At 53.9% G+C, this 19,311-nt stretch carries 15 protein-coding genes and 1 pseudogene; 5 read left to right on the forward strand and 11 right to left on the reverse strand.

Going from position 1 to position 19,311, the window contains the following annotated elements:
* Positions 1 to 344: 344 nt before the first annotated feature.
* The 3 genes and pseudogenes from QY76_RS17390 to QY76_RS18640 form a co-directional block, all read right to left on the reverse strand.
* Positions 345 to 659: a type III secretion system filament chaperone gene (locus tag QY76_RS17390; RefSeq protein WP_034165269.1), complete on the reverse strand. Its 315-nt coding sequence runs from the start codon at positions 657 to 659 to the stop codon at positions 345 to 347.
* Positions 660 to 869: 210 nt separating this feature from the next.
* Positions 870 to 1,259: an H-NS family nucleoid-associated regulatory protein gene (locus tag QY76_RS17640; protein WP_045427118.1), complete on the reverse strand. Its 390-nt coding sequence runs from the start codon at positions 1,257 to 1,259 to the stop codon at positions 870 to 872.
* A 347-nt stretch (positions 1,260 to 1,606) separates the two neighbouring features.
* Positions 1,607 to 2,709, reverse strand: a pseudogene (locus tag QY76_RS18640) (IS3 family transposase).
* Between the two features lie 507 nt (positions 2,710 to 3,216).
* Between QY76_RS18640 and QY76_RS04820 the strand changes: the two are divergent.
* The 3 genes from QY76_RS04820 (at position 3,217) to QY76_RS17650 (ending at position 9,975) form a co-directional block, all read left to right on the forward strand.
* On the forward strand, positions 3,217 to 4,806 hold the full coding sequence (locus QY76_RS04820) for a Tir intimin-binding domain-containing protein (RefSeq protein WP_117026444.1): 1,590 nt from the start codon (positions 3,217 to 3,219) through the stop codon (positions 4,804 to 4,806).
* Between the two features lie 104 nt (positions 4,807 to 4,910).
* Complete coding sequence (locus tag QY76_RS04825) at positions 4,911 to 5,381, forward strand: CesT family type III secretion system chaperone (RefSeq protein WP_034164839.1); 471 nt, start codon at positions 4,911 to 4,913, stop codon at positions 5,379 to 5,381.
* A gap of 52 nt (positions 5,382 to 5,433) precedes the next feature.
* Entirely contained in the window at positions 5,434 to 9,975 is a 4,542-nt protein-coding gene (locus QY76_RS17650) for an Ig-like domain-containing protein (protein WP_082171488.1), read from the forward strand.
* A gap of 384 nt (positions 9,976 to 10,359) precedes the next feature.
* On the opposite strand, the gene QY76_RS04835 is transcribed toward QY76_RS17650, so the two are convergent.
* A complete protein-coding gene (locus tag QY76_RS04835) occupies positions 10,360 to 10,695 on the reverse strand; it encodes a DUF2002 family protein (protein WP_034164838.1) in 336 nt (111 codons plus the stop codon).
* Positions 10,696 to 10,882: 187 nt separating this feature from the next.
* Entirely contained in the window at positions 10,883 to 11,275 is a 393-nt protein-coding gene (locus QY76_RS04840; protein ID WP_225865122.1) for a hypothetical protein, read from the reverse strand.
* A gap of 368 nt (positions 11,276 to 11,643) precedes the next feature.
* Here QY76_RS04840 and QY76_RS04845 point away from each other — a divergent pair, with 368 nt between their 5' ends.
* A complete protein-coding gene (locus QY76_RS04845; RefSeq protein WP_225857362.1) occupies positions 11,644 to 11,943 on the forward strand; it encodes a DUF211 domain-containing protein in 300 nt (99 codons plus the stop codon).
* A 2-nt stretch (positions 11,944 to 11,945) separates the two neighbouring features.
* Complete coding sequence (locus QY76_RS04850; protein ID WP_034164837.1) at positions 11,946 to 12,491, forward strand: hypothetical protein; 546 nt, start codon at positions 11,946 to 11,948, stop codon at positions 12,489 to 12,491.
* A gap of 37 nt (positions 12,492 to 12,528) precedes the next feature.
* On the opposite strand, the gene QY76_RS04855 is transcribed toward QY76_RS04850, so the two are convergent.
* From QY76_RS04855 to QY76_RS04885, 6 genes are all read right to left on the reverse strand, one after another.
* On the reverse strand, positions 12,529 to 14,016 hold the full coding sequence (locus QY76_RS04855; protein ID WP_045427227.1) for a sulfatase: 1,488 nt from the start codon (positions 14,014 to 14,016) through the stop codon (positions 12,529 to 12,531).
* A gap of 712 nt (positions 14,017 to 14,728) precedes the next feature.
* The gene (gene fis / locus QY76_RS04865) at positions 14,729 to 15,025 is read right to left on the reverse strand and encodes a DNA-binding transcriptional regulator Fis (protein ID WP_000462905.1); all 297 of its coding nucleotides are present in this window, start codon (positions 15,023 to 15,025) and stop codon (positions 14,729 to 14,731) included.
* Positions 15,007 to 16,011, reverse strand: a complete 1,005-nt coding sequence (gene dusB, locus QY76_RS04870; protein WP_012849962.1) for a tRNA dihydrouridine synthase DusB — start codon at positions 16,009 to 16,011, stop codon at positions 15,007 to 15,009. Before dusB ends, fis begins: the two co-directional genes overlap by 19 nt.
* A 714-nt stretch (positions 16,012 to 16,725) precedes the next feature.
* A complete protein-coding gene (gene prmA / locus QY76_RS04875) occupies positions 16,726 to 17,607 on the reverse strand; it encodes a 50S ribosomal protein L11 methyltransferase (protein WP_034164823.1) in 882 nt (293 codons plus the stop codon).
* A 13-nt stretch (positions 17,608 to 17,620) separates the two neighbouring features.
* Positions 17,621 to 19,075 carry a sodium/pantothenate symporter gene (gene panF / locus QY76_RS04880; RefSeq protein WP_045427133.1) on the reverse strand — a complete coding sequence of 485 codons (1,455 nt, stop codon included), beginning with the start codon at positions 19,073 to 19,075 and terminating at the stop codon, positions 17,621 to 17,623.
* Positions 19,065 to 19,307, reverse strand: a complete 243-nt coding sequence (locus tag QY76_RS04885) for a YhdT family protein (protein WP_015872707.1) — start codon at positions 19,305 to 19,307, stop codon at positions 19,065 to 19,067. The genes panF and QY76_RS04885 overlap by 11 nt, the downstream gene beginning before the upstream one ends.
* Positions 19,308 to 19,311: the final 4 nt, after the last annotated feature.

Here is a 19,311-nt window from a genome sequence, read left to right on the forward strand (position 1 = left end):
AAGATTTTGCTCTCCGATAAAGTATTTTATTTTTTCTCTATATTAGCTAATAAACAAATAGTCTGGGCAACGAATATCTAATAGTGCAACACAGACCATAATTATGTCTAGTTTACCTATGGCTTGATAGACAAAAGAACCATGGAGCGTATATGTTCCTCCTGATGGTGTGAGTTGGTTTCTTATTACTTTATTGATTTTCCTTTTTGTATTCGACTCTTTAATTAGTTTTTGAATTCCATCTTTTGGTAATTCAATGAATTTAGAGATCCACTCAGGATGAATATATTCGATCGGATTTTCTATTAGCGAGTAAAAACTTACCTCGTTTTTTTTTATTCCATTCATATGATGTTTTTAATTTTGCGCCTTTTATTTGTATTGTTGGGGAGGCTAGCGCTTGGATTATTGATTAGTTTATCTATATTGAACATGGCTCTTTCGTATAGAATTCTCTCCTCTCCATGTTGATAACCATGAATGAGTTTATTCAATTTCTGTTGTGCCTGGGGATCTGTCTTGGCTTGATTCTCCAATACTTTAATGTGCTCCATTATGTGATCAAATGACTTTATCATCTCATTGATAATTTTAATTTCCTGATCCATTTTTTGCATAATTACTGTTTTTTTTATTAATTGATTATCTGTTTTTTTCATTTTTGATTCTCGACTTTATTGTGGTAATTGTTGATATTGCTGATAAATATGCAATGTTTAGCTTATCTCTTTTTTTATACTCCGCATTGCATTTTATCATTTTCATTTCATGATTGTTTTTTTCTATCTCATACTCTAGTGTTTTGATAAGTTCAGATGTCGACTGTTCAGGATCCTCTATAATTATATCCTCAAGTAATGTAATCGATATCATAATTGTCCATCATCTGTTTTATTTGATTGATTTAATTCACTGGAAAAACAGTTTGTGGATTGATTGCAAACTAAAAAATCCTCCTTTTTATGCCCGTGATCTAATGCAATTTTAAGCCACTTCGGTTGTCTTCCGACTCCGGACCAGGTTTGCCCATCAGCATTACGGTAATAGCTTTTTCGTTCCAACATCTTCTTCGATGCCGGACTGAGGATTTCAGGATGGAACCCTAGTTCAGATGGTGTAATATTATACTCGGAGATTTGCTGTTGTATTGTATTGATAACATTATGAATTTCCTGGTCTCGCAGGCGTTGGGCCTCCTTAGTCAACTGTTCAATTTCTTTTATGAGCTGTGTGTAGTTGCTTGCTTGGCTATTGTCCATGTTTTTCCCCTTAGATAGATTTATTAAGTTAATTAATAAGTAGTAACAATGTATCCATATCTTGTTATGTTATTTCTAATGTATGGACTTCTCGGAAGTCAATACTAAATTCAAACTAAAATAAATTTTTATTAAAAGTTTCGTTAAATCATTTGGTTAGTGCTAGCTTAGTGTTTCTGGGCATTATAGGAAATGATTTTTATGGTGCTTGTCAATTACAATTATTGGTCTTGATATGATATCAATATAGATGTTTTTAGCATGACCGGCTCCCCGTATGTGATCCACTCATAATTAGGAATAACTGGCCTCATTCTGGCTGCATATTCTGGCAACCGGCAGATTTTTCAGTAAATTTGGCGGGGCGTCCAGCTCTGTGCACAATGGGGATGACTCTGACTATCGTGTATGCGGCCGGCCTCAATTTTGCACCGTGCATCCTCTAGAGACATGAACCTGTTCTCATTCAGGCATTCCTGCCTTAACCAACCAACCAACCAACCTTCCGTTGAAGGATTCCAGCGTCGCGTTGTCCATCGCTGTTTCTGGGCGTGAGAAGTCGAGCCTGATCCCTTTTTCATACACCTATTTGTTCAATATTTTCCCTGCAAATTCAGGGCCGTTATCGGTTTTCAGCAACTGCAGTCAAAGACGCCTGAGCGCTATGCTACCCAGCATCCCAGCATCCCAGCATCCCAGCATCCCAGCATCCCAGCATCCCAATATTCCAGCTATTTCTGTCGAACGCAGATTCTATATCGCGCATATTTCCAGACATTCGCGGGTGTAAAGGTCGATAGCGGTCAGCCGGTGCTGTCGCCGCCCGTCAAACAGGGCGTCAGAGACAAAATCCATGCTCCACGTAGTTTGGATACAGTCCCTGAGGCAGCGGCTGTCGACGCTGTGCCGATTTATTGCGGCGTGGGCGTTTGAGACGCAGGGACAGGCCCTGCTCACTGTAGAGTCGATAAATGCGTTTGTGATTATCCCACCAAGCCCTCCCGCCTGAGCATGACATGAACCCGGCGATAGCGATAGTGGATCCGGGTTTCGATGATCTCCTTGATTCGAAGGCGTAGCGCACTGTCGTCTGCTGCCACAAAGCGGCAACGGAAAGAGCTGCTGCTGACCTGTTGTGCAAAGCAGACCTGCCTCTCGCTGGCCCCGTAGCGTGCTTGCAGGTCCCGGGGCCATTCACGCAGACGTGCCAGCGTCAGCGCTTTTTTGCCAATATGTCCTGCAGCATGGCTTTGTCGAGGTTGAGATCGGCAACCCGCCTCTTTAGCCGCAGATTTACCTTTTCCAACTGCCGCATATTCTTCAGTTCTGAAGGAGAAATCCCACCATATTTTTTGAGCCATGTATAGAGCGTGGCATCAGAAACTCCCAGCTTACGGCAGACACCCGGCACGGACGTCCCCAGCTCAGCCTGCTTCAGGGCAAAGAAAATCTACTCTTCGGTAAATCGTGATTTTTTCATCGGCACCACCTCGTTCGGGGGAGTGTTTATCATGCCGGCATTCTGTTTCTGAATGGAGCAGGATTTTGGGGTAGGTTCCGGTGATTTATTCTCTGCCGTTTAGTGAAAATCACTTTATTAAAAAAACGGAATAATGAATGCCGATATTAATAATGTATTGTTTTTATCTTGTTTTCTTTTTTTGTTTAATCTTCGGTTAGTAGTGATATTTATGACTGGTGAATTTGTTTTTTATTTATTATTTTCTATTTGCTATTGAGTTTGTTGGTTGTTGGTTTTTTTTCATGATAAAAATCAATTGGTTGTGATTTTATTTTTCTGCTGTTTTTCCTCTTGCAGGCGTATTTTCATACTGTATGATCATGGTTGTAATAAGATCGCGAGGATTATGTTGTAATTATTTATCATAACTGATAAATAATGTGATTAATACCTATTTTTAAAGCATATTAATATAGTCATAATGAGGTAGATATTATGAAGCTGGAGTCTGCTGCAAACTCTCCTCTAATCAATCCTTATGCCCCTTCTGAATCAGGAACCCAAAATACGGCTAATTTGGGGCGCTTGGGGGATAGGGCTATAGCTGTTAACGCTGATTCTTCAGCAAGAGATGGAGGCCAACTGCCAGGTCTGCCTAGCTCTCCTGTGGCGTTACAGCCTTCCAGAGGGAGCGATCCTGTCTATCGCCATACTAATGTGTACACCGCGCAAGATAGCTTTGAGGCGATAAAGGGAATGTCGCTCAACATGCTATTTGAGCGTGTCGGTAATGCGACATTTTCTCGTAGAACTACGCCCGAGGGAAACGTTGAGGCCGTTAGTACTAGGGGGCAACATGAGATGGCGGTGCTCTTACCGCAAGATGAACAGTATGCATTGAATAGTTTAAGTCCCGATCCCGAGGCTAATTTTGTTTTTATTGGTGGATCGCGTTCCCATCCCCTGGTCTCGCTGGCCGGAGAGAGTTCCGAGGTTATTTCCGTTAGGCAGACGTTAGAGCGGGGACAGGGACTAAGCGATAGGCCAGGAGGAGTATCGCCTCTGGATTCTAGCCTGTTTAGAGGGCAGCTTGAGCATTCGCTTGGAAATCGAACGGGCGTAGACCGCGAGATGACGGGAGGAACGGGTTTCCTGCATTCATCCCATAGTGAGCTCGGGGCCACGGGTCAAACTGATATGAGGGGCTCTGCAACGACTCAGGCGCTTGCTGGCCAGGCCGATACTATAAATCAGGGTCCGCAGATTGACGGGGGAGAAAGGCTAAGAGAGCTAACTCATCCACAACTTGTTGAAATTAATAATTATATAGCGGTTAACCCTCCAGCAATGAGTCGAAGCCACTTATATGTGGCGCTTGGCACGGCGGCAGCCGTGGGGCTTACTGCGCTGGCGACCGGGTTGTCTCAGGCGTTTGCTATCACTCCTGCTCCGGATGATGCTCTGGTGGTCGATCCTAATCAGGCGCAGCAGGATGCCGTAACGAATACGAGAAATGAGTTAACGAGTGAGGCGCTGAAGGATCCTGCTAATCAGAAGGTTGAGGTTGATGAGATGGGTAATCAGCGGCCGACCGGGATACTGCTAGATAATGTGGCCGCGGAGATCGAGGTTAAGGCGCAGGAGGCCGGAGAGGCAGCCAAACAGCAGGCTATTACTGATAATGCGGTCGCGCAAGAACGACACGATACGCAACAGGAAAAGCGGGATAAAGAGCTGGCCATTTCCGGCGGCGCTGGCTACGGGGCGGCAGCCTTGATCGGCGCGGGGGGATTTACGGCGGCTGGTGTGCTGTATCGGCGAAATAAGGAGACGCATGAGGAGGCGATGGAACTCCATCGTGCATTGCCACAGGCTGAGCCACCGGTGGGTAACCGGACGGAGACGGGGACTCGTAGTGAGAGGTTTACCTTTCCGAGAGCGGTAGTGCTAGATCAACCGCCGAGGGAGCCTGGCGCAGTGGGAGGGATATATCAGGGGTTACAGAGGGGCGAATGGAGTGCAGCCTCTTCCACGTGGGACAGTGCGAGTCAAACCTCGCTAGCGGGTAACGTCACCTTAGTATAAGTAATATATACCATAATTTATTAACGGTTTTCCAAATATCGCCAATTAATATCTCGCAATATTAATTTATTAAATGCATTGATCAATTATTTATAGGGACAGTTATGTCATCTCGCGCTCAGGTACTGCTTGAGAGTCTATCGAAACGCGTTGGTATCGATGGACTTTGCTTTAATGAATATAAGTTATGCTCCTTTTTTATTGATGATCTCTATTGTGTTTCTTTATCGGATGCTAGTGATGAGCACATGATGATCTATGGGGTATGTGGTAAGTTTCCCATTAATGAACAGGGCTTTGCTTTAGAGATTCTTAACGCCAATCTGTGGTTCGCTGAGAGTGGGGGGCCTCACTTGTGCTATGAGTCAGGCTCTGAGTCGTTGCTATTAGCACTACGTGTTAATTTAGATCACTGTACCACCGATAAATTGGAAAATGAGATAGAGCATGTTGTAAATGCGATGGAAAACCTTTACTTGGTATTTCATAACCAAGGGATTGAGCTAAAGAATGATTTACTTAACGTTTCCCCATTCGAAAAAATGGAAATAAAGAACTATTTTTCTGCGCGTTAGCTACGTGCTTTTTTTGAATGTGCTCAGGTGAAAATAGATTGAGGGTGTATAAATGAGTGAATATTCATTTATGAGTGGGGGTGTACTAAAAAGTAAAATAAAAAACATATTGTTTTTTATATTTATTTTATTATCTTTTGTTTGTGTTGCTTATGCTGGGCAAACAAATTATTACACTCTGTACCAAGATAGTAAGCTGATTCCTAATAGTAATATTAACTCCGGTAATATTATCTATTATACTTTAAAGAAAGGAGAGAATGCTGCCTATATCGCCAAAAAGAATGGCATTAGTATTGATGCGATTTGGTCAATTAATAAATCTTATTACTCCAGTCGTCAGTCGATGCTGAGTGCGGGGAGCGGGGATATACTGCGTTTGCCGTTGAAGTCATTGGGTGCTTTGGATGGACTCCCTGCGCTGGGGTCAATAGAGATGACCGATAACTTTCAAACTGTTCGTCAGGGCATGCCGGGCGAGCGCTCTGTACTGTGGCAACCGAGCGAAGTAGGGAGTACAGTTTCGGCCGATAGACTGTATGGGGGGCGTGCGCAGCCAACGTCAGCGCAGACGTTGAATGGTCAGCAAACCGGGAGCATGGCGTTGGCAATGGCTAGCGGGCAGGCCAGCGGTGCTCTTCAAGCCTGGATGAGTCAGTTTGGTACTGCTGAAGTGAACCTGCAGGCCGGAAATGGCTGGGATGGCTCTTCTCTGGATTGGCTACTGCCTTTTTATGATACCCCTGCGATGCTGGCGTTTAGCCAGGTTGGTGCTCGTTATATTAACTCCCGCTTTACAGCAAACGTGGGTGGTGGGCAGCGTTTCTTTTTTGATCATGGAATGGTTGGCTATAACACTTTTATCGATCAGGATATCTCAGGGAACAATTCACGTCTGGGGGTCGGGATTGAGTACTGGCGTGATTATTTAAAAACGAGCTTAAATACCTATTTTAGGTTATCCGGCTGGCATCAGTCTTATGATCAGAGTGATTATTATGAGCGTCCAGCGAATGGGTTTGATCTTCGTGTGAATGCTTACTTGCCAAGTTACCCTGCACTCGGGACAAAACTTATTTTTGAGCAATATTATGGTAATAATGTTGCACTTTTTGATCGCGATAGTAAGCAGTCTAATCCTTCAGCATTTACGATGGGGGTGAATTATACACCGATCCCCTTGGTGACCTTCGGCGCAGACTACCGGTTGGGCGCGGGGGGGCGGAATGATACGCTGTATTCCTTACAATTTAACTATCGTTTTGGTGACTCTTGGCAGCAACAAATATCGCCACAGAACGTCGCGAATCTGCGTAGTCTGCAGGGCAGTCGTTATGATCTAGTACAGCGTAATAATAATATCGTATTAGATTATAAAAAGCAGGATGTCATTTCGCTGACTATTCCGGATGGAATGTCGGGTCTCGAGGGGACAGTTCGGAGTATTACCTACTCAGTAAAAAGCAAGCATGCGGTTAGCCGGATTGATTGGCATGATGTCGAGCTAGTGAGGTATGGTGGGAAGATTAATAAGGTGGGGGAAGGTTACCAGCTTGAATTCCCAAAATACATCAAGAATGGCAATAATACCTATCAAGTCAATGCACGCGCGATTGACTCTCAGGGGAACATATCGAATGTGGCGGTTTTGTTGGTCACTGTATTGTCGGATTCTGGCAGCGGTGGCACGATCGTCGATACGTTGACTGCAAATAAAATATCAGCGATTGCAGATGGCACGGATGAGATTACGTATACCGCATTGGTACAGTCGGGAGGAAAACCACAGGCAAATGTGGATGTCGATTTCTCTATTCAGCGCGGTGTTGGCACATTAAGTACCGTTCAGGCAAAGAGCGATGCTCAAGGGCGAGCGATGGTTCGTTTGACTGCAACTGAAGTGGGTGAAGTGGTTGTTGCAGCAAAGACGGCAGATATGTCAGCACCTCTCGCAGCTGCCCCCGTTAACTTTATTGCGGGCGGCGCTATTGTTGTTCATGAGATTACGGCGGATAAGTCGACGGCGTTGGCAAATGGTACCGATGCTATCAGCTATACCATTCGCGTGAGTAAAAATGGGGTTTCCCAGGCTAACACTGATGTTGATGTGACGACGACGGCGGGTTCGCTGAGTTCGCCTCGAGTGACGACGGGCGCAGATGGTGTAGCTACTGTAAAACTGACCTCTAACGCAGTGGCCAATAACGTCATCGTCTCCGCCAAAACGGCCGAGATGACGACGGCGTTGGATGCCAGCCCGGTCAACTTCGTTAACGTTGAGCCTACCGTTGTCAGCAGTATCACGGCGGATAAAACTCAGGCGTTGGCCGACGGCGTCGATGCGATTACCTACACCGTCGAGGTCACTCAGAACCATATTGCGCAGCCTAACGTAGAGGTCACCTTTACTACGGCGGCGGGGACGCTGAGCGCGACCAAGGCGGTGACGGATGCCGCGGGCCGTGCCACGGTCAGTCTGACCTCTAACGCGGTGGCCAATAACGTCATCGTCTCTGCCAAAACGGCCGAGATGGCGACGGCGCTGGATGCCAGCCCGGTCAACTTCGTTAACGTCGAGCCTACCGTTGTCAGCAGTATCACGGCGGATAAAACTCAGGCGTTGCCCGACGGCGTCGATGCGATTACCTACACCGTCGAGGTCACTCAGAACCATATTGCGCAGCCTAACGTAGAGGTCACCTTTACTACGACGGCGGGGACGCTGAGCGCGACCAAGGCGGTGACGGATGCCGCGGGCCGTGCCACGGTCAGTCTGACCTCTAACGCGGTGGCCAATAACGTCATCGTCTCCGCCAAAACGGCCGAGATGACGACGGCGCTGGATGCCAGCCCGGTCAACTTCGTTAACGTTGAGCCTACCGTTGTCAGCAGTATCTCGGCGGATAAAACTCAGGCGTTGGCCGACGGTGTCGATGCGATTACCTACACCGTCGAGGTCACTCAGAACCATATTGCGCAGCCTAACGTAGAGGTCACCTTTACTACGGCGGCGGGGACGCTGAGTGCGACCAAGGCGGTGACGGATGCCGCGGGCCGTGCCACGGTCAGTCTGACCTCTAACGCGGTGGCCAATAACGTCATCGTCTCTGCCAAAACGGCCGAGATGGCGACGGCGCTGGATGCCAGCCCGGTCAACTTCGTTAACGTCGAGCCTACCGTTGTCAGCAGTATCACGGCGGATAAAACTCAGGCGTTGGCCGACGGCGTCGATGCGATTACCTACACCGTCGAGGTCACTCAGAACCATATTGCGCAGCCTAACGTAGAGGTCACCTTTACTACGGCGGCGGGGACGCTGAGCGCGACCAAGGCGGTGACGGATGCCGCGGGCCGTGCCACGGTCAGTCTGACCTCTAACGCGGTGGCCAATAACGTCATCGTCTCTGCCAAAACGGCCGAGATGGCGACGGCGCTGGATGCCAGCCCGGTCAACTTCGTTAACGTCGAGCCTACCGTTGTCAGCAGTATCACGGCGGATAAAACTCAGGCGTTGGCCGACGGCGTCGATGCGATTACCTACACCGTCGAGGTCACTCAGAACCATATTGCGCAGCCTAACGTAGAGGTCAACTTTACTACGACGGCGGGGACGCTGAGCGCGACCAAGGCGGTGACGGATGCCGCGGGTCGTGTCACGGTCAGTCTGACCTCTAACGCGGTGGCCAATAACGTCATCGTCTCCGCCAAAACGGCCGAGATGACGACGGCGCTGGATGCCAGCCCGGTCAACTTTAGCAATAATCCCAGCGTGGCAACGCTGACCGCCGATAATGAGTTTGCCGTAGCAAATGGCACCAGTGGAGTCACGTTCACTGCAACGGTAATGCGTGATGGTGCACCCGCTGCTGGGATCCCGGTGACCTTTGCGACGTCGGGAGGGACTTTATCGGCAACCGATGTGACTACGGAGGCTGATGGTACCGCCCGGGTCATTCTGACCAGCGTGACTGCAGGTCAGGCGACCGTGTCCGCCACTACGGCGGGGGGGACGCCAGCGACGAAGACGGTGACATTTAACGCGGTTCTGGAGATCACCGGCGTATTGATTCCTGGTTCTGGTGGAACCTCGGTGCCGAGCGTCTGGTTAGAAGGGGGGCAAATTCAGCTGGTGGTCCGAGGCGGTGGTGCGGGACTGCAATATGCGTCTTCCGCTGCAAGCGCGACCGTCAATGATAGTGGCCTGATTACGCTGGATTCCGCCGGTGACGCGACGATCCAGGTCACCTCTCCTGAGGATGGACAAACGGCCTCTTATACGCTGAATACGCCGGCCGTATTTGTGCGACCAGAGTTCGCCACGCAAAGAAATTACTCGGCGGCGAGAACCTACTGTATTGCTCAGGGCGGGGCGTTGGCGGCTGATCAGAGCGTATTGCAGAATGTGCGTATGCTGTGGGGGGACGCTAACCGTTATCCGGCCTATGCCGGGCTGGTTGCAAGGCAGGCCTGGGTTGAGCAAACGCCTACTGATATTGCGGGTGGTGTCGGGAAAACATATGATTTGATAAGAGGAAATCCTCAGAGTAATGTCAATGTGAGTACGGCAAATGTGTATGCGGTGTGCATACACTAATCAGCGCCATCTTTATCATTGAATAGTCATAAAGCTCCGATAAATTTCTATCGGAGCTTTATTATTTATAGCCCCCGCGCTGTAGCTCCCACCCGAATGAATTGTGCACTTTAGCGTGCCCCCAGCATGCCGATGATCCTCCTGTGTCATGCCTGACTCGCCGACTGTAGTGACGAATAAAGCTAGGCTATAGGAGGAGTCTACCGCCATTCTGTCTTGTGTTAGTAACGCGATACGCGCCTCGGCCCGGGTGAGGGCGATAATCAGTTTTGATCATGCGTATATCCTCATGTATCAGATGCGGTTAGATGCGGCGGTAAACTGACCGATCGTCTCGATTATCATGTCTTTCGCCGCTGATCGGCCGCCTGCTGTGGTCGGGGCTCAGGGAAACATCTGCGCCAGATAGTGATTCAAGCGTTCGCGTGAGGTAAAGCCGTGGGGCACGCCGATAAAAGCCGGTGACGCGGCGTCGGGATCGGGCGGAAAGCGGACGTAGGCCGGGCTGCTGCGTTGGGCGGCAGAGGGCTGGGCAAAGCGTAGGCTACGCTGGGCCAGCGCCGGGTGGATCAACAGCGCGGTTCGCCCGAGCCGCACCTCGCGATTGACATACACATAGTGCTCTCCCTTGTGAAAACCATAGGCCTGATCGCTGACTGAATCGCGGGTAAATCCGGCGCGCTGCAGCACCTGCGCGACCTCATCGGGGCGTAAATACATCGTCATTCTCCCTGTTTATTGCTGTCCTATGACCTTAACGGATAGGCCGCACGTCACAAGCGGACTTTTCTGGAACGCCTGCGATCCACGGCGATCGCCGGTAAAACACGGGGCTCTGTGCCAGAAGTCGAGGCCGAACGGTGGCGGGCGCTGGGCTACGCGGGCGCGCGGCGGCGCCCGCGAAGGCTCAGGGGAAGATGGTGAACGGTGAGCAGACGAACTGCTGGTTGCCGATGGTCATGTTATAGCGATCGGTGCCCGGTACGCCGGTCTGCATCTTGATCCCGAAACGGATGGTAATGTGCGCCGGATCCGGCGTGAAGCGGCCGCTGGCCTCGTCATAGCGCGACAGGGTATAGGCTACCTTGTCGGACATATCCTCGGTGCGCTTGGCCAAATAGAGTTGGGTCAGGTTATTCGACGGATCGGTGATTTTCAGCGCCATCATGTTATCGCTATTGATGGCGGTAGAGAGCACTTTCAGCCCGCCGCAGTTCGTTTCACCCACGGCCGGATAGGGGCCGATCATCTCCGCGGCCTGCGCGATACCTGAGCAGGAAGCCACCGTCAGTAAAGCCATACAAGTTTTTTTCATCATCGTCATGTTTGCCTGATGTGATAAAGGACGTCATGTCGTCAAAGTGCAGCCGGGGCAACGACGCCCCATGGCAGCCGAAAAGCGCCGCCAACGTCATCCGTGGCGAAGCAAAAAGCATCACCCAGTGTATGAATACGCGCCGTGGCGTCTACGGGGGCAATGCAAAAATTTATGACAACGGCGGGCGGCCGGGGTTCCGTCTATCCGCCGCGCCGGTCTATGAGTGTCAAGCAGGGTCAGGGCGAGAAATATTTATTTGCCAAAAAGGGGCGTTGGGGGCGGCTCGTTGGCGTAGGATCGCGCTATTGCGCCGGCGGAGCCCGACCGTCGAGCGGGCTACAGAGGAGTATATGATGCCTGATGCCATGAATATTCGCCGCCTGACGTTCGACGTCGATAAAGCGATGTCGCAGCCCACGATCCTGGAGATAGCCCAGGCCATTCACGGCTGTCCGGGCGTGAGCGCCTTTAATATTACGGTGAGCGATATCGATATCGAAACCGTCGGTATGGACATAACCATCGTCGGGAACTACCTCGATCACGATCGGCTGGTCGAGGCGATGGAGAATACCGGCGCCGCGGTGCACAGCGTCGATCAGATCGTCTGCGGCAGCGATATCGTTGAGCGTATCGCGCGGGTGCGCTGAGCATGCGCCTGCTGCGGCGGGAGAATCGGAACTACAACCTGGTCGCTCTGCTGGGCGGCGCAGTCTCCGGCACCCTGACGGCCGCGCTGCTCTCCCTGGGAACCCTGTGCGCCGGACGGGCGCTGCCCGCCTGGCCGACGCTGATGTCCATCGGGATCATCAGCGCCCTCTCCAGCGCCTTTGCCTTTTTGCTGTCGCACTATGCCGGTCTGCGCGACAGTCTGCTGCACGCCGAGCATCAGCTAAACCTGACGGTCTCCGGGCGGCTGGCCAGCGGCGTCCTGGGGCGCAAGATCCTGCGCCAGACCCTGCTGGCCACCCTGTATGCCGCGGTGTGCTATCTGCTGTTTTTCAGCCTGCCGTTTTTGATTTCCAGGCCGTTCCCGGCGCTGGCGTGGCTGCCGGGCGCCGTGACCCTGCTGCTGATCGCGGTGATCTCCGCGGCGCTGGCGCGGGTGATGCAGTCGCGTCTGCCGGCCACGCTGGGGCTGGTGCTGTCCGGCTTTGCCCTGTGCGTCCTGATTGGGACGCTGCTGCGCTACCGCTAGGACGCGCGACGGCCCGCCGCCGTTTCCGCACAGCGGCTTAGTTCCAGTCTACCGGCGTTGGCGTTTCAGCGCGGGCGCGCATGACCGCATCCTGTTCGATGCTGTGGCGATAGTCGTCCAGCGCGCTCTGCAGGCGGGCCTCGATCTGTGGTTGTTTTCCCAGTTGGTTATCGATCTCCCAGGGATCGCGTTGCAGGTTGTACAGGTATTTTGCCTGCGACTGACGATCGAAGATCATCTTCCACTCATCCTGACGCAGTGCCCACATGTCGGTGGGATCGTCCTGTTGCGGCATATCGATGGCCCAGATCATCGGGTGACGGCGATCGACGGTGCCGCCGAGAAGCAGCGATGTGATGGACTCACCGTCGATGACACGATCGTTCGCGAGGGGAAAGCCGATCAGCTCGGCCAGGGTGGGGAGGATATCGAGCCCGCTGGCCGGGGTATCGCTGACACTGCCGGGGGGAATGTGACCGCGATACTGCACGATCGCCGGTACGCGGATACCGCCCTCCCACAGGTTATCTTTACGTCCGCGTAGCCCGCCGGTTTCCCCGGCCATATTCAGCTCATACCACTTGCGGGCCTCACGGGTGACCGGGCCATTATCGCTGGTAAACAGGATCAGGGTATTCTCTTGCGCCCCCATGCGCTCGACCTGGCGCAGGATTTTACCGACCTGTGCATCCAGATAGCTAATGTTCGCGTAGTACTCCCCCGGGCCGCGATAGGGCGTATCGGCCCAGTCGGCGTAAAACAGATGAGGATGCTGGCGGGCAAAGGCGCTGATGTAGGGCTGGTACATATCGAGATACCGCTGTGGCGAGGCCAGCGGTGTGTGGACTTCAGTAAAGGCGACGTACAGGAAAAAGGGATCGCCGGGCTGTTTCCGCGCTAACCAGCTGACGGCTTCGTCGCTGACAAACTCACCGCTGATGCGCTGCACATTACCCAGTGGTTTACCGTTGCGATAAAAGTCATTGGGGTAGACCACGCCATAGCGTGGCCTTTCGGGCGCCCGATCGAGATCGCTGGTGACAAAGCCGGCCGCGTTGACCAGGGAATAGTTAAAGCCCATCTCTGCGGCCTGCGGTTGGTCGCGCCGATCGGCGCCCGCGTTAAGGTGCCACTTGCCCACCACCGCCGTATCATAGCCCTGCGCCTTCAAATAGTGGGCGATGGTCTGTTCATTACGCCCCAGCGCCACGTTTTTATTGGCCGGGATCCAGGAGCGGATGCCGGTGCGGAAAGGAGTACGTCCGGTAAGCAGACCGGCGCGTGACGGTGAACAGAGCGGTGCAGGGGCATAATATTGGGTCAGGCGTAGACCGTTAGCGGCCATGGCGTCCAGATGGGGGGTCTGTACGATGGGGTGCCCATAGCTCCCCAGATCGCCATAGCCCAGATCGTCGGCCATGATAATAATGACATTGGGGCGTTCCGCTGGCGCGGCTGCGGAGGCACTCAGCGCGGCAGCGTACAGGATGACCCCGAGCGTCGCCGCCAGCCGTGTTTTTTGCATAGTAATCACCTCTGATAACATGATGGCTTTATCCTTTAAACATCGGCGTTGAGCGTAGCGACCATCGGATCGCCCGCTCCCTATGCGCCCATTCTGTTATAACAATAACGTCAGGTGATTTCCGCCGTGAAATAACGGACGGCGCCGTTAGGCCTGCGCTAATTCCCCCTTCGCCTCCAGCCTGCCGTTGTTTGGCATCGTTATTATGATGGCCAATGATAAATTCACTCCAGCAGGGCAAAATAAAACCTTGCTCAGGCGCACGGAAAAAAATAGGCGGGATGCCGAGGGGATATGGCCGCGCCTGGCGTGGTGGAGATATGCGCGACGGCGGGCGTTGTGCCCCTCCTGGCCTCTGAGCCGGGGGTGGCTGCGAGCCGTGTGGGCGCCGACGAGGGAAGCGCCGCGCGACGTCGGGCCGCCGTGAGCGCTATTTGTCCGTTGCAACTGCGATTCCGGATAAAGGGATATAAGTATTTATTAAAATTAACTCAAGAAATGAATAATATGGAAACGATAATGCTATAAGTAAAATAAATAATCTTTTGATGTTTTATATTTTTCCTTAGTGTATTCATCCGTCGCGCGGGCGTTATTCACGTCGGGCGTCGCGTCGGGAGCCTTGCGGCTCTCCTCTTGCGGTGCAGAAAAGAGAAAAGGCGCCCCATCTTGCGATAGAGGCGCCTTTTTTCAATACATCAACCGACCGAAATCAGTTCATGCCGTATTTTTTCAGCTTCTTGCGCAGCGTGCCGCGGTTGATCCCCATCATCAGGGCCGCACGGGTCTGGTTGCCGCGGGTGTACTGCATCACCATGTCTAACAGAGGCTGTTCCACTTCAGCCAGTACCAGCTCATACAGGTCGTTGACGTCCTGACCGTTCAGTTGAGCAAAATAGTTCTTCAGTGCCTGTTTAACCGAGTCACGCAGGGGTTTTTGAGTCACCTGATCCTGAGAGTTAACGGTAGAAACGGTCAGTACGTCAGAATTTACGCGTTGTTCGAACATAGTTCTGTCAGCTCTTTTTTTACGCTAAGTTTTTCGAAGTATGCCTCCAACGCCTCCAGCTGCTCGCTGGCGTCCTCAATGGCGTTGAATGTGCGCCGAAACTGGTCATTCGGGGCGTGCGCCTGGAGATACCAGGACACGTGTTTACGGGCGATGCGCAGTCCTTTTCCCGAGCCATAAAAATCATGTAGCTCTTTGACATGCCCGGCCAATAGCCGCTTTATCTCGCCCAATGGCATGGGCGGCAGCAGCTCCCCTGTGTCCAGATAATGCTGGATTTCCCGGAAGATCCAGGGTCTTCCCTGAGCGGCGCGACCAATCATCAGAGCATCAGCTCCGGTGTAGTCGAGTACCGCCCTGGCTTTATGCGGGTCAGTTATGTCTCCGTTCGCGATGATCGGAATGGAAACATGCTGCTTAACTGTCCGAATGCTGTCGTACTCGGCCTCGCCGTTAAACAGGCAGGCACGGGTTCGGCCATGAATGGTCAGGGCCTGAATGCCACAGCGTTCAGCCAATTGGGCAATCTCGACACAGTTACGGTGCGCAGGATCCCAACCGGTGCGTATCTTGAGCGTCACCGGAACATCCACCGCGTCCACGACGGCCCGCAGGATCTGTTCCACCAGACCGGGATACTGCAGCAGGGCAGAACCGGCCAGCTTGCGATTCACTTTCTTTGCCGGACAACCCATATTGATATCGATGATCTGCGCGCCGTTATCAGCATTGATGCGGGCTGCCGCGGCCATTTCATCGGGGTCGTTACCGGCGATCTGCACGGCTCGGATACCTGGCTCATCCATATGTACCATGCGCAGACGTGACTTATCCGTCCGCCATACTTCCGGGTTGGAAGAGAGCATCTCAGAAACCGCCATGCCGACGCCCATCTCATAGCACAGGGTGCGAAAGGGCCGATCGGTAATGCCCGCCATGGGCGCGGCGATCAGACGATTTTTAAGTTGGATATTTCCGATGCGCATAGACAAAGAGTGACCATACTGTGTCCGCAAGGGCGCGTATATTACGCATTTTTGCACGGATATGAAAGGCCAAACTTTGAACAATCGACTGTTGCAGATCAATGAAATCCGTGCGCTCCGCTCGTATTTTGAAATTATTTGTTTAAAATCAATCGATTGATATAAAATGATTAAAAAGTGCGCCGATGTATTTTCTGCAAAGTTATTGCGACTGTCACGCAGGGGAAACAGTGTGTCCGAGTGAAAACGCTGCTTTTATCCGCAATTATTCGCTATTTTATGCGAGTTGAGTCTCATTTTTCTGCTTAATCTGCCGCGAAACCGTGTGGTAACCCACGGAGGGCCTCGAGGGCGGGCGGCCGCACAGCGCACCCGGCGCCTGCCTGCGCCTGAACCGGCGAGGAGGGTGCGCGCGGCGGCGCGGGTATCGTTGCACCGCCGGGCTTCCCGGGCGTAAACGGGGCGCTGTGCGCCTGAGGGCTGCCGGAGCGCTATTGCCGCAGGCGGGCGTGGTGAGGCTGATACGGGGCGCTACAGGGCGTGTGACGGCGGCGCAGACGCAGGGTGCATCGATGAGGCCCCTGTGGCGTAGGGAGAGAGTCAGCGGGCCCGCGGGCGTCGATGCCGTTGGCCGACGGACTCTGCCGGGGCGGATCTCCTGCGCGATGGGTCAATTGGCGGGGCTGACGGCGCCTGTGCGCCGTCAGTGTGGCGTCAGCGGCGTACGCCGGTGATGCGGCACCACTCCTCGCGTTCGGCCACCGGGTCCAGGGCGAACTTCTCGCGGTAGGCTTCGCAGACGCTCTCGGCCTGGCTTGCCAGAATGCCGGACAGGCCCAGCAGACCGCCCTGACGCGGCAGGCAGCCGATCAGCGGCGCCAGCTCGCGCAGCGGGCCGGCCAGGATATTGGCGACCACCACATCGGCGCTGAGAGCGGCGGGCTGATCCTTGGGCAGATAGAGCTCTAGGCGCTCGGAGACGCCGTTGCGCTCGGCGTTGTCACGGCTGGCCTGGATCGCCTGCGGATCGATGTCGATACCGATGGCGCGCGCGGCGCCCAGCTTCAGGGCGGCGATGGCCAAAATACCGGAGCCACAGCCGAAGTCGATCACCGTCTTCCCGGCCAGATCCAGACCGTCCAGCCACTGTAGGCACAGGGCAGTGGTCGGGTGGGTACCGGTACCGAAGGCCAGGCCCGGATCCAGCATCACGTTCACGGCGTCGGGCTCGGGGATCTCGCGCCAGCTCGGGCAGATCCACAGGCGGCGGCCAAACTGCATCGGGTGGAAGTTATCCATCCACTCGCGCTCCCAGTCTTTATCCTCGATCTGCTCTATCTTGTGGCGAAAGCCTGCGCCCAGCGCCGGATGGTTTTCCAGTTCGGCGATCACCGCAGACATCTCGGTCTCGGCGTCGAACAGGCCGATGACGTCGGTATCGCCCCACAGCAGGGTTTCGCCCGGCAGCGGCTCAAAGACCGGGTTGTCGTGGCTGTCCTGAAAGGTGACGGAGACGGCGCCGCTCTCCATCAGCGCATCGCTCAGGGTCTCCGCCTGGTCGCCGGTTGAGTTGATTTTAATTTGGATCCAAGGCATGGCATGTCTCTTTTTAGTCAGTTGATTCGCTGGCAGCGACCGCGGGATTCGGACGGCTGCCAAAATGGTTGCCTGCCCAGAAGGCCAGCAGGCCCAGCAGCAGGGAAGGTACGATCGGGTGCAGGTGGAATAGCTGGATCTTCAGGCTGGCCAGCAGCGCGTAGCTGGCGGCGCCGACGATCATGGAGCTCAGGGCGCCGTGCGCATTGGCCCGCTCCCAGTAGAGTCCCAGCACCAGCGGCCACAGGAACACCGCCTCCAGGCCGCCGAAGGCCAGCAGGTTAAGCCAAATGATCATCTCCGGCGGACGCCAGGCTGCCAGCAGCAGCAGGGCGCCGAGGATCAGGGTCGAAGCGGCCGAGAGGCGGGCCAGACGGCGCTCATTGTGCAGCGCCTGAGGACGCAGCCCCAGATAGAGATCTTTGACGATGGTCGCCGAGGATTGTAGCAGCTGGGCGTTGATCGTCGACATGATCGCCGCCATCGGCGCCGCTAGGAAGATCCCGGCGGCGAAGGGGGGCAGCACCCGCACCATCAGCGTGGGGATCACCATATCCGGCACCGTCAGATCCGGCAGCACCGCCCGGCCAAGGGCGCCGGCCAGGTGCATGCCGAGCATCAGCAGCGCCACCACGATGGTGCCGATGATGATGGCGCGGTGAACCGCCTTGCTGTCTTTGTAGGAGATGCAGCGGACGGCGGTATGCGGCAGACCGATGACGCCAAAGCAGACCAGGATCCAGAACGACGCCATAAACGGCAGGCTCAGGATATCGTCGGCCCCGTGGGGGGAGACCAGCTTGGGATCGATGCGCTGCAGGGTCTCTACGGCGGCGTGCATACCGCCGGCGGCGTGGATGATGCCGATCAACAGCAGCAGGGTGCCCAGCAGCATCACTACGCCCTGCATGGCATCGTTGAGCACGCTGGCGCGAAAGCCGCCGAAGGCGGTGTATAGGGCGATGGTGACCCCGAAGATCAGCAGCCCGGCGTCATAGGGAATACCGGCGGCGCTCTCCAGCAGGCGCGCGCCGCCGATAAACTGCACCGTCATCGCCCCGATAAAGGCGACCAGCAGGCTGAGGCTAGCGACCCATACCAGCAGACGGCTGCCGTAGCGCGCGTACAGCATGTCATTGAGGGTGACCGCCTGGTAGCGGCGCGCCAGAATGGCGAACTTCTTGCCCAATATGCCCAGCGAGAGCCATACGGCGGGCAGCTGGATCATCGCCAGCAGCACCCAGCCAAGACCGTATTTATAGGCCGCCCCCGGGCCGCCGATAAAGGAGCTGGCGCTGATGTAGGTGGCGGTCAGGGTCATCGCCAGGACAAATCCGCCCATCGAGCGGTCGCCCAGAAAATAGTCGTTGAGGAAGTTGCCTTTCTGGCGGCGGCGATAGGCATAAATCGACAGGCCGAACACCAAGGCGAGGTAGCCTACCAGTGGCAGGATTACGTCAGTCTGCATCATCGCTCCCCAGCGGTATGGACTTGAATATCAGGCGGACCATGGTCCAGCACAGCAGAATAAACAGCAGCGGCAGCAGCAGGCAGGCCATTTCGAACCAGTGCGGCAGACCGGTGATGCCCAGCAGGCTGTTGGGCAGGTAGCCTGCGGCAATCCAGGCGAACAGATAGACCAGCGTTAGCCCTAAGGCCCAGCGGGCTTCACGGTGCGCCTGCGCGAAACGTGCATCCATGGGA

This window comes from Edwardsiella sp. EA181011, assembly GCF_000800725.1.
In the GTDB taxonomy this organism is placed as follows: Bacteria; Pseudomonadota; Gammaproteobacteria; order Enterobacterales; family Enterobacteriaceae; genus Edwardsiella; species Edwardsiella anguillarum.

Excerpts from the sequence above, each read along its gene's own strand:
- QY76_RS17640 (WP_045427118.1), bottom strand. The coding sequence starts at position 1,259 with ATGGACAATAGCCAAGCAAGCAACTACACACAGCTCATAAAAGAAATT.
- fis (WP_000462905.1), bottom strand. The coding sequence starts at position 15,025 with ATGTTCGAACAACGCGTAAATTCTGACGTACTGACCGTTTCTACCGTT.
- QY76_RS04840 (WP_225865122.1), bottom strand. The coding sequence starts at position 11,275 with ATGGCTTTACTGACGGTGGCTTCCTGCTCAGGTATCGCGCAGGCCGCG.
- QY76_RS04855 (WP_045427227.1), bottom strand. The coding sequence starts at position 14,016 with ATGCAAAAAACACGGCTGGCGGCGACGCTCGGGGTCATCCTGTACGCT.
- QY76_RS04835 (WP_034164838.1), bottom strand. The coding sequence starts at position 10,695 with ATGTATTTACGCCCCGATGAGGTCGCGCAGGTGCTGCAGCGCGCCGGA.
- QY76_RS04845 (WP_225857362.1), top strand. The coding sequence starts at position 11,644 with ATGATGCCTGATGCCATGAATATTCGCCGCCTGACGTTCGACGTCGAT.
- panF (WP_045427133.1), bottom strand. The coding sequence starts at position 19,075 with ATGCAGACTGACGTAATCCTGCCACTGGTAGGCTACCTCGCCTTGGTG.
- QY76_RS17650 (WP_082171488.1), top strand. The coding sequence starts at position 5,434 with ATGAGTGAATATTCATTTATGAGTGGGGGTGTACTAAAAAGTAAAATA.
- QY76_RS04825 (WP_034164839.1), top strand. The coding sequence starts at position 4,911 with ATGTCATCTCGCGCTCAGGTACTGCTTGAGAGTCTATCGAAACGCGTT.
- dusB (WP_012849962.1), bottom strand. The coding sequence starts at position 16,011 with ATGCGCATCGGAAATATCCAACTTAAAAATCGTCTGATCGCCGCGCCC.
- QY76_RS04820 (WP_117026444.1), top strand. The coding sequence starts at position 3,217 with ATGAAGCTGGAGTCTGCTGCAAACTCTCCTCTAATCAATCCTTATGCC.
- QY76_RS04885 (WP_015872707.1), bottom strand. The coding sequence starts at position 19,307 with ATGGATGCACGTTTCGCGCAGGCGCACCGTGAAGCCCGCTGGGCCTTA.
- QY76_RS17390 (WP_034165269.1), bottom strand. The coding sequence starts at position 659 with ATGAAAAAAACAGATAATCAATTAATAAAAAAAACAGTAATTATGCAA.
- prmA (WP_034164823.1), bottom strand. The coding sequence starts at position 17,607 with ATGCCTTGGATCCAAATTAAAATCAACTCAACCGGCGACCAGGCGGAG.
- QY76_RS04850 (WP_034164837.1), top strand. The coding sequence starts at position 11,946 with ATGCGCCTGCTGCGGCGGGAGAATCGGAACTACAACCTGGTCGCTCTG.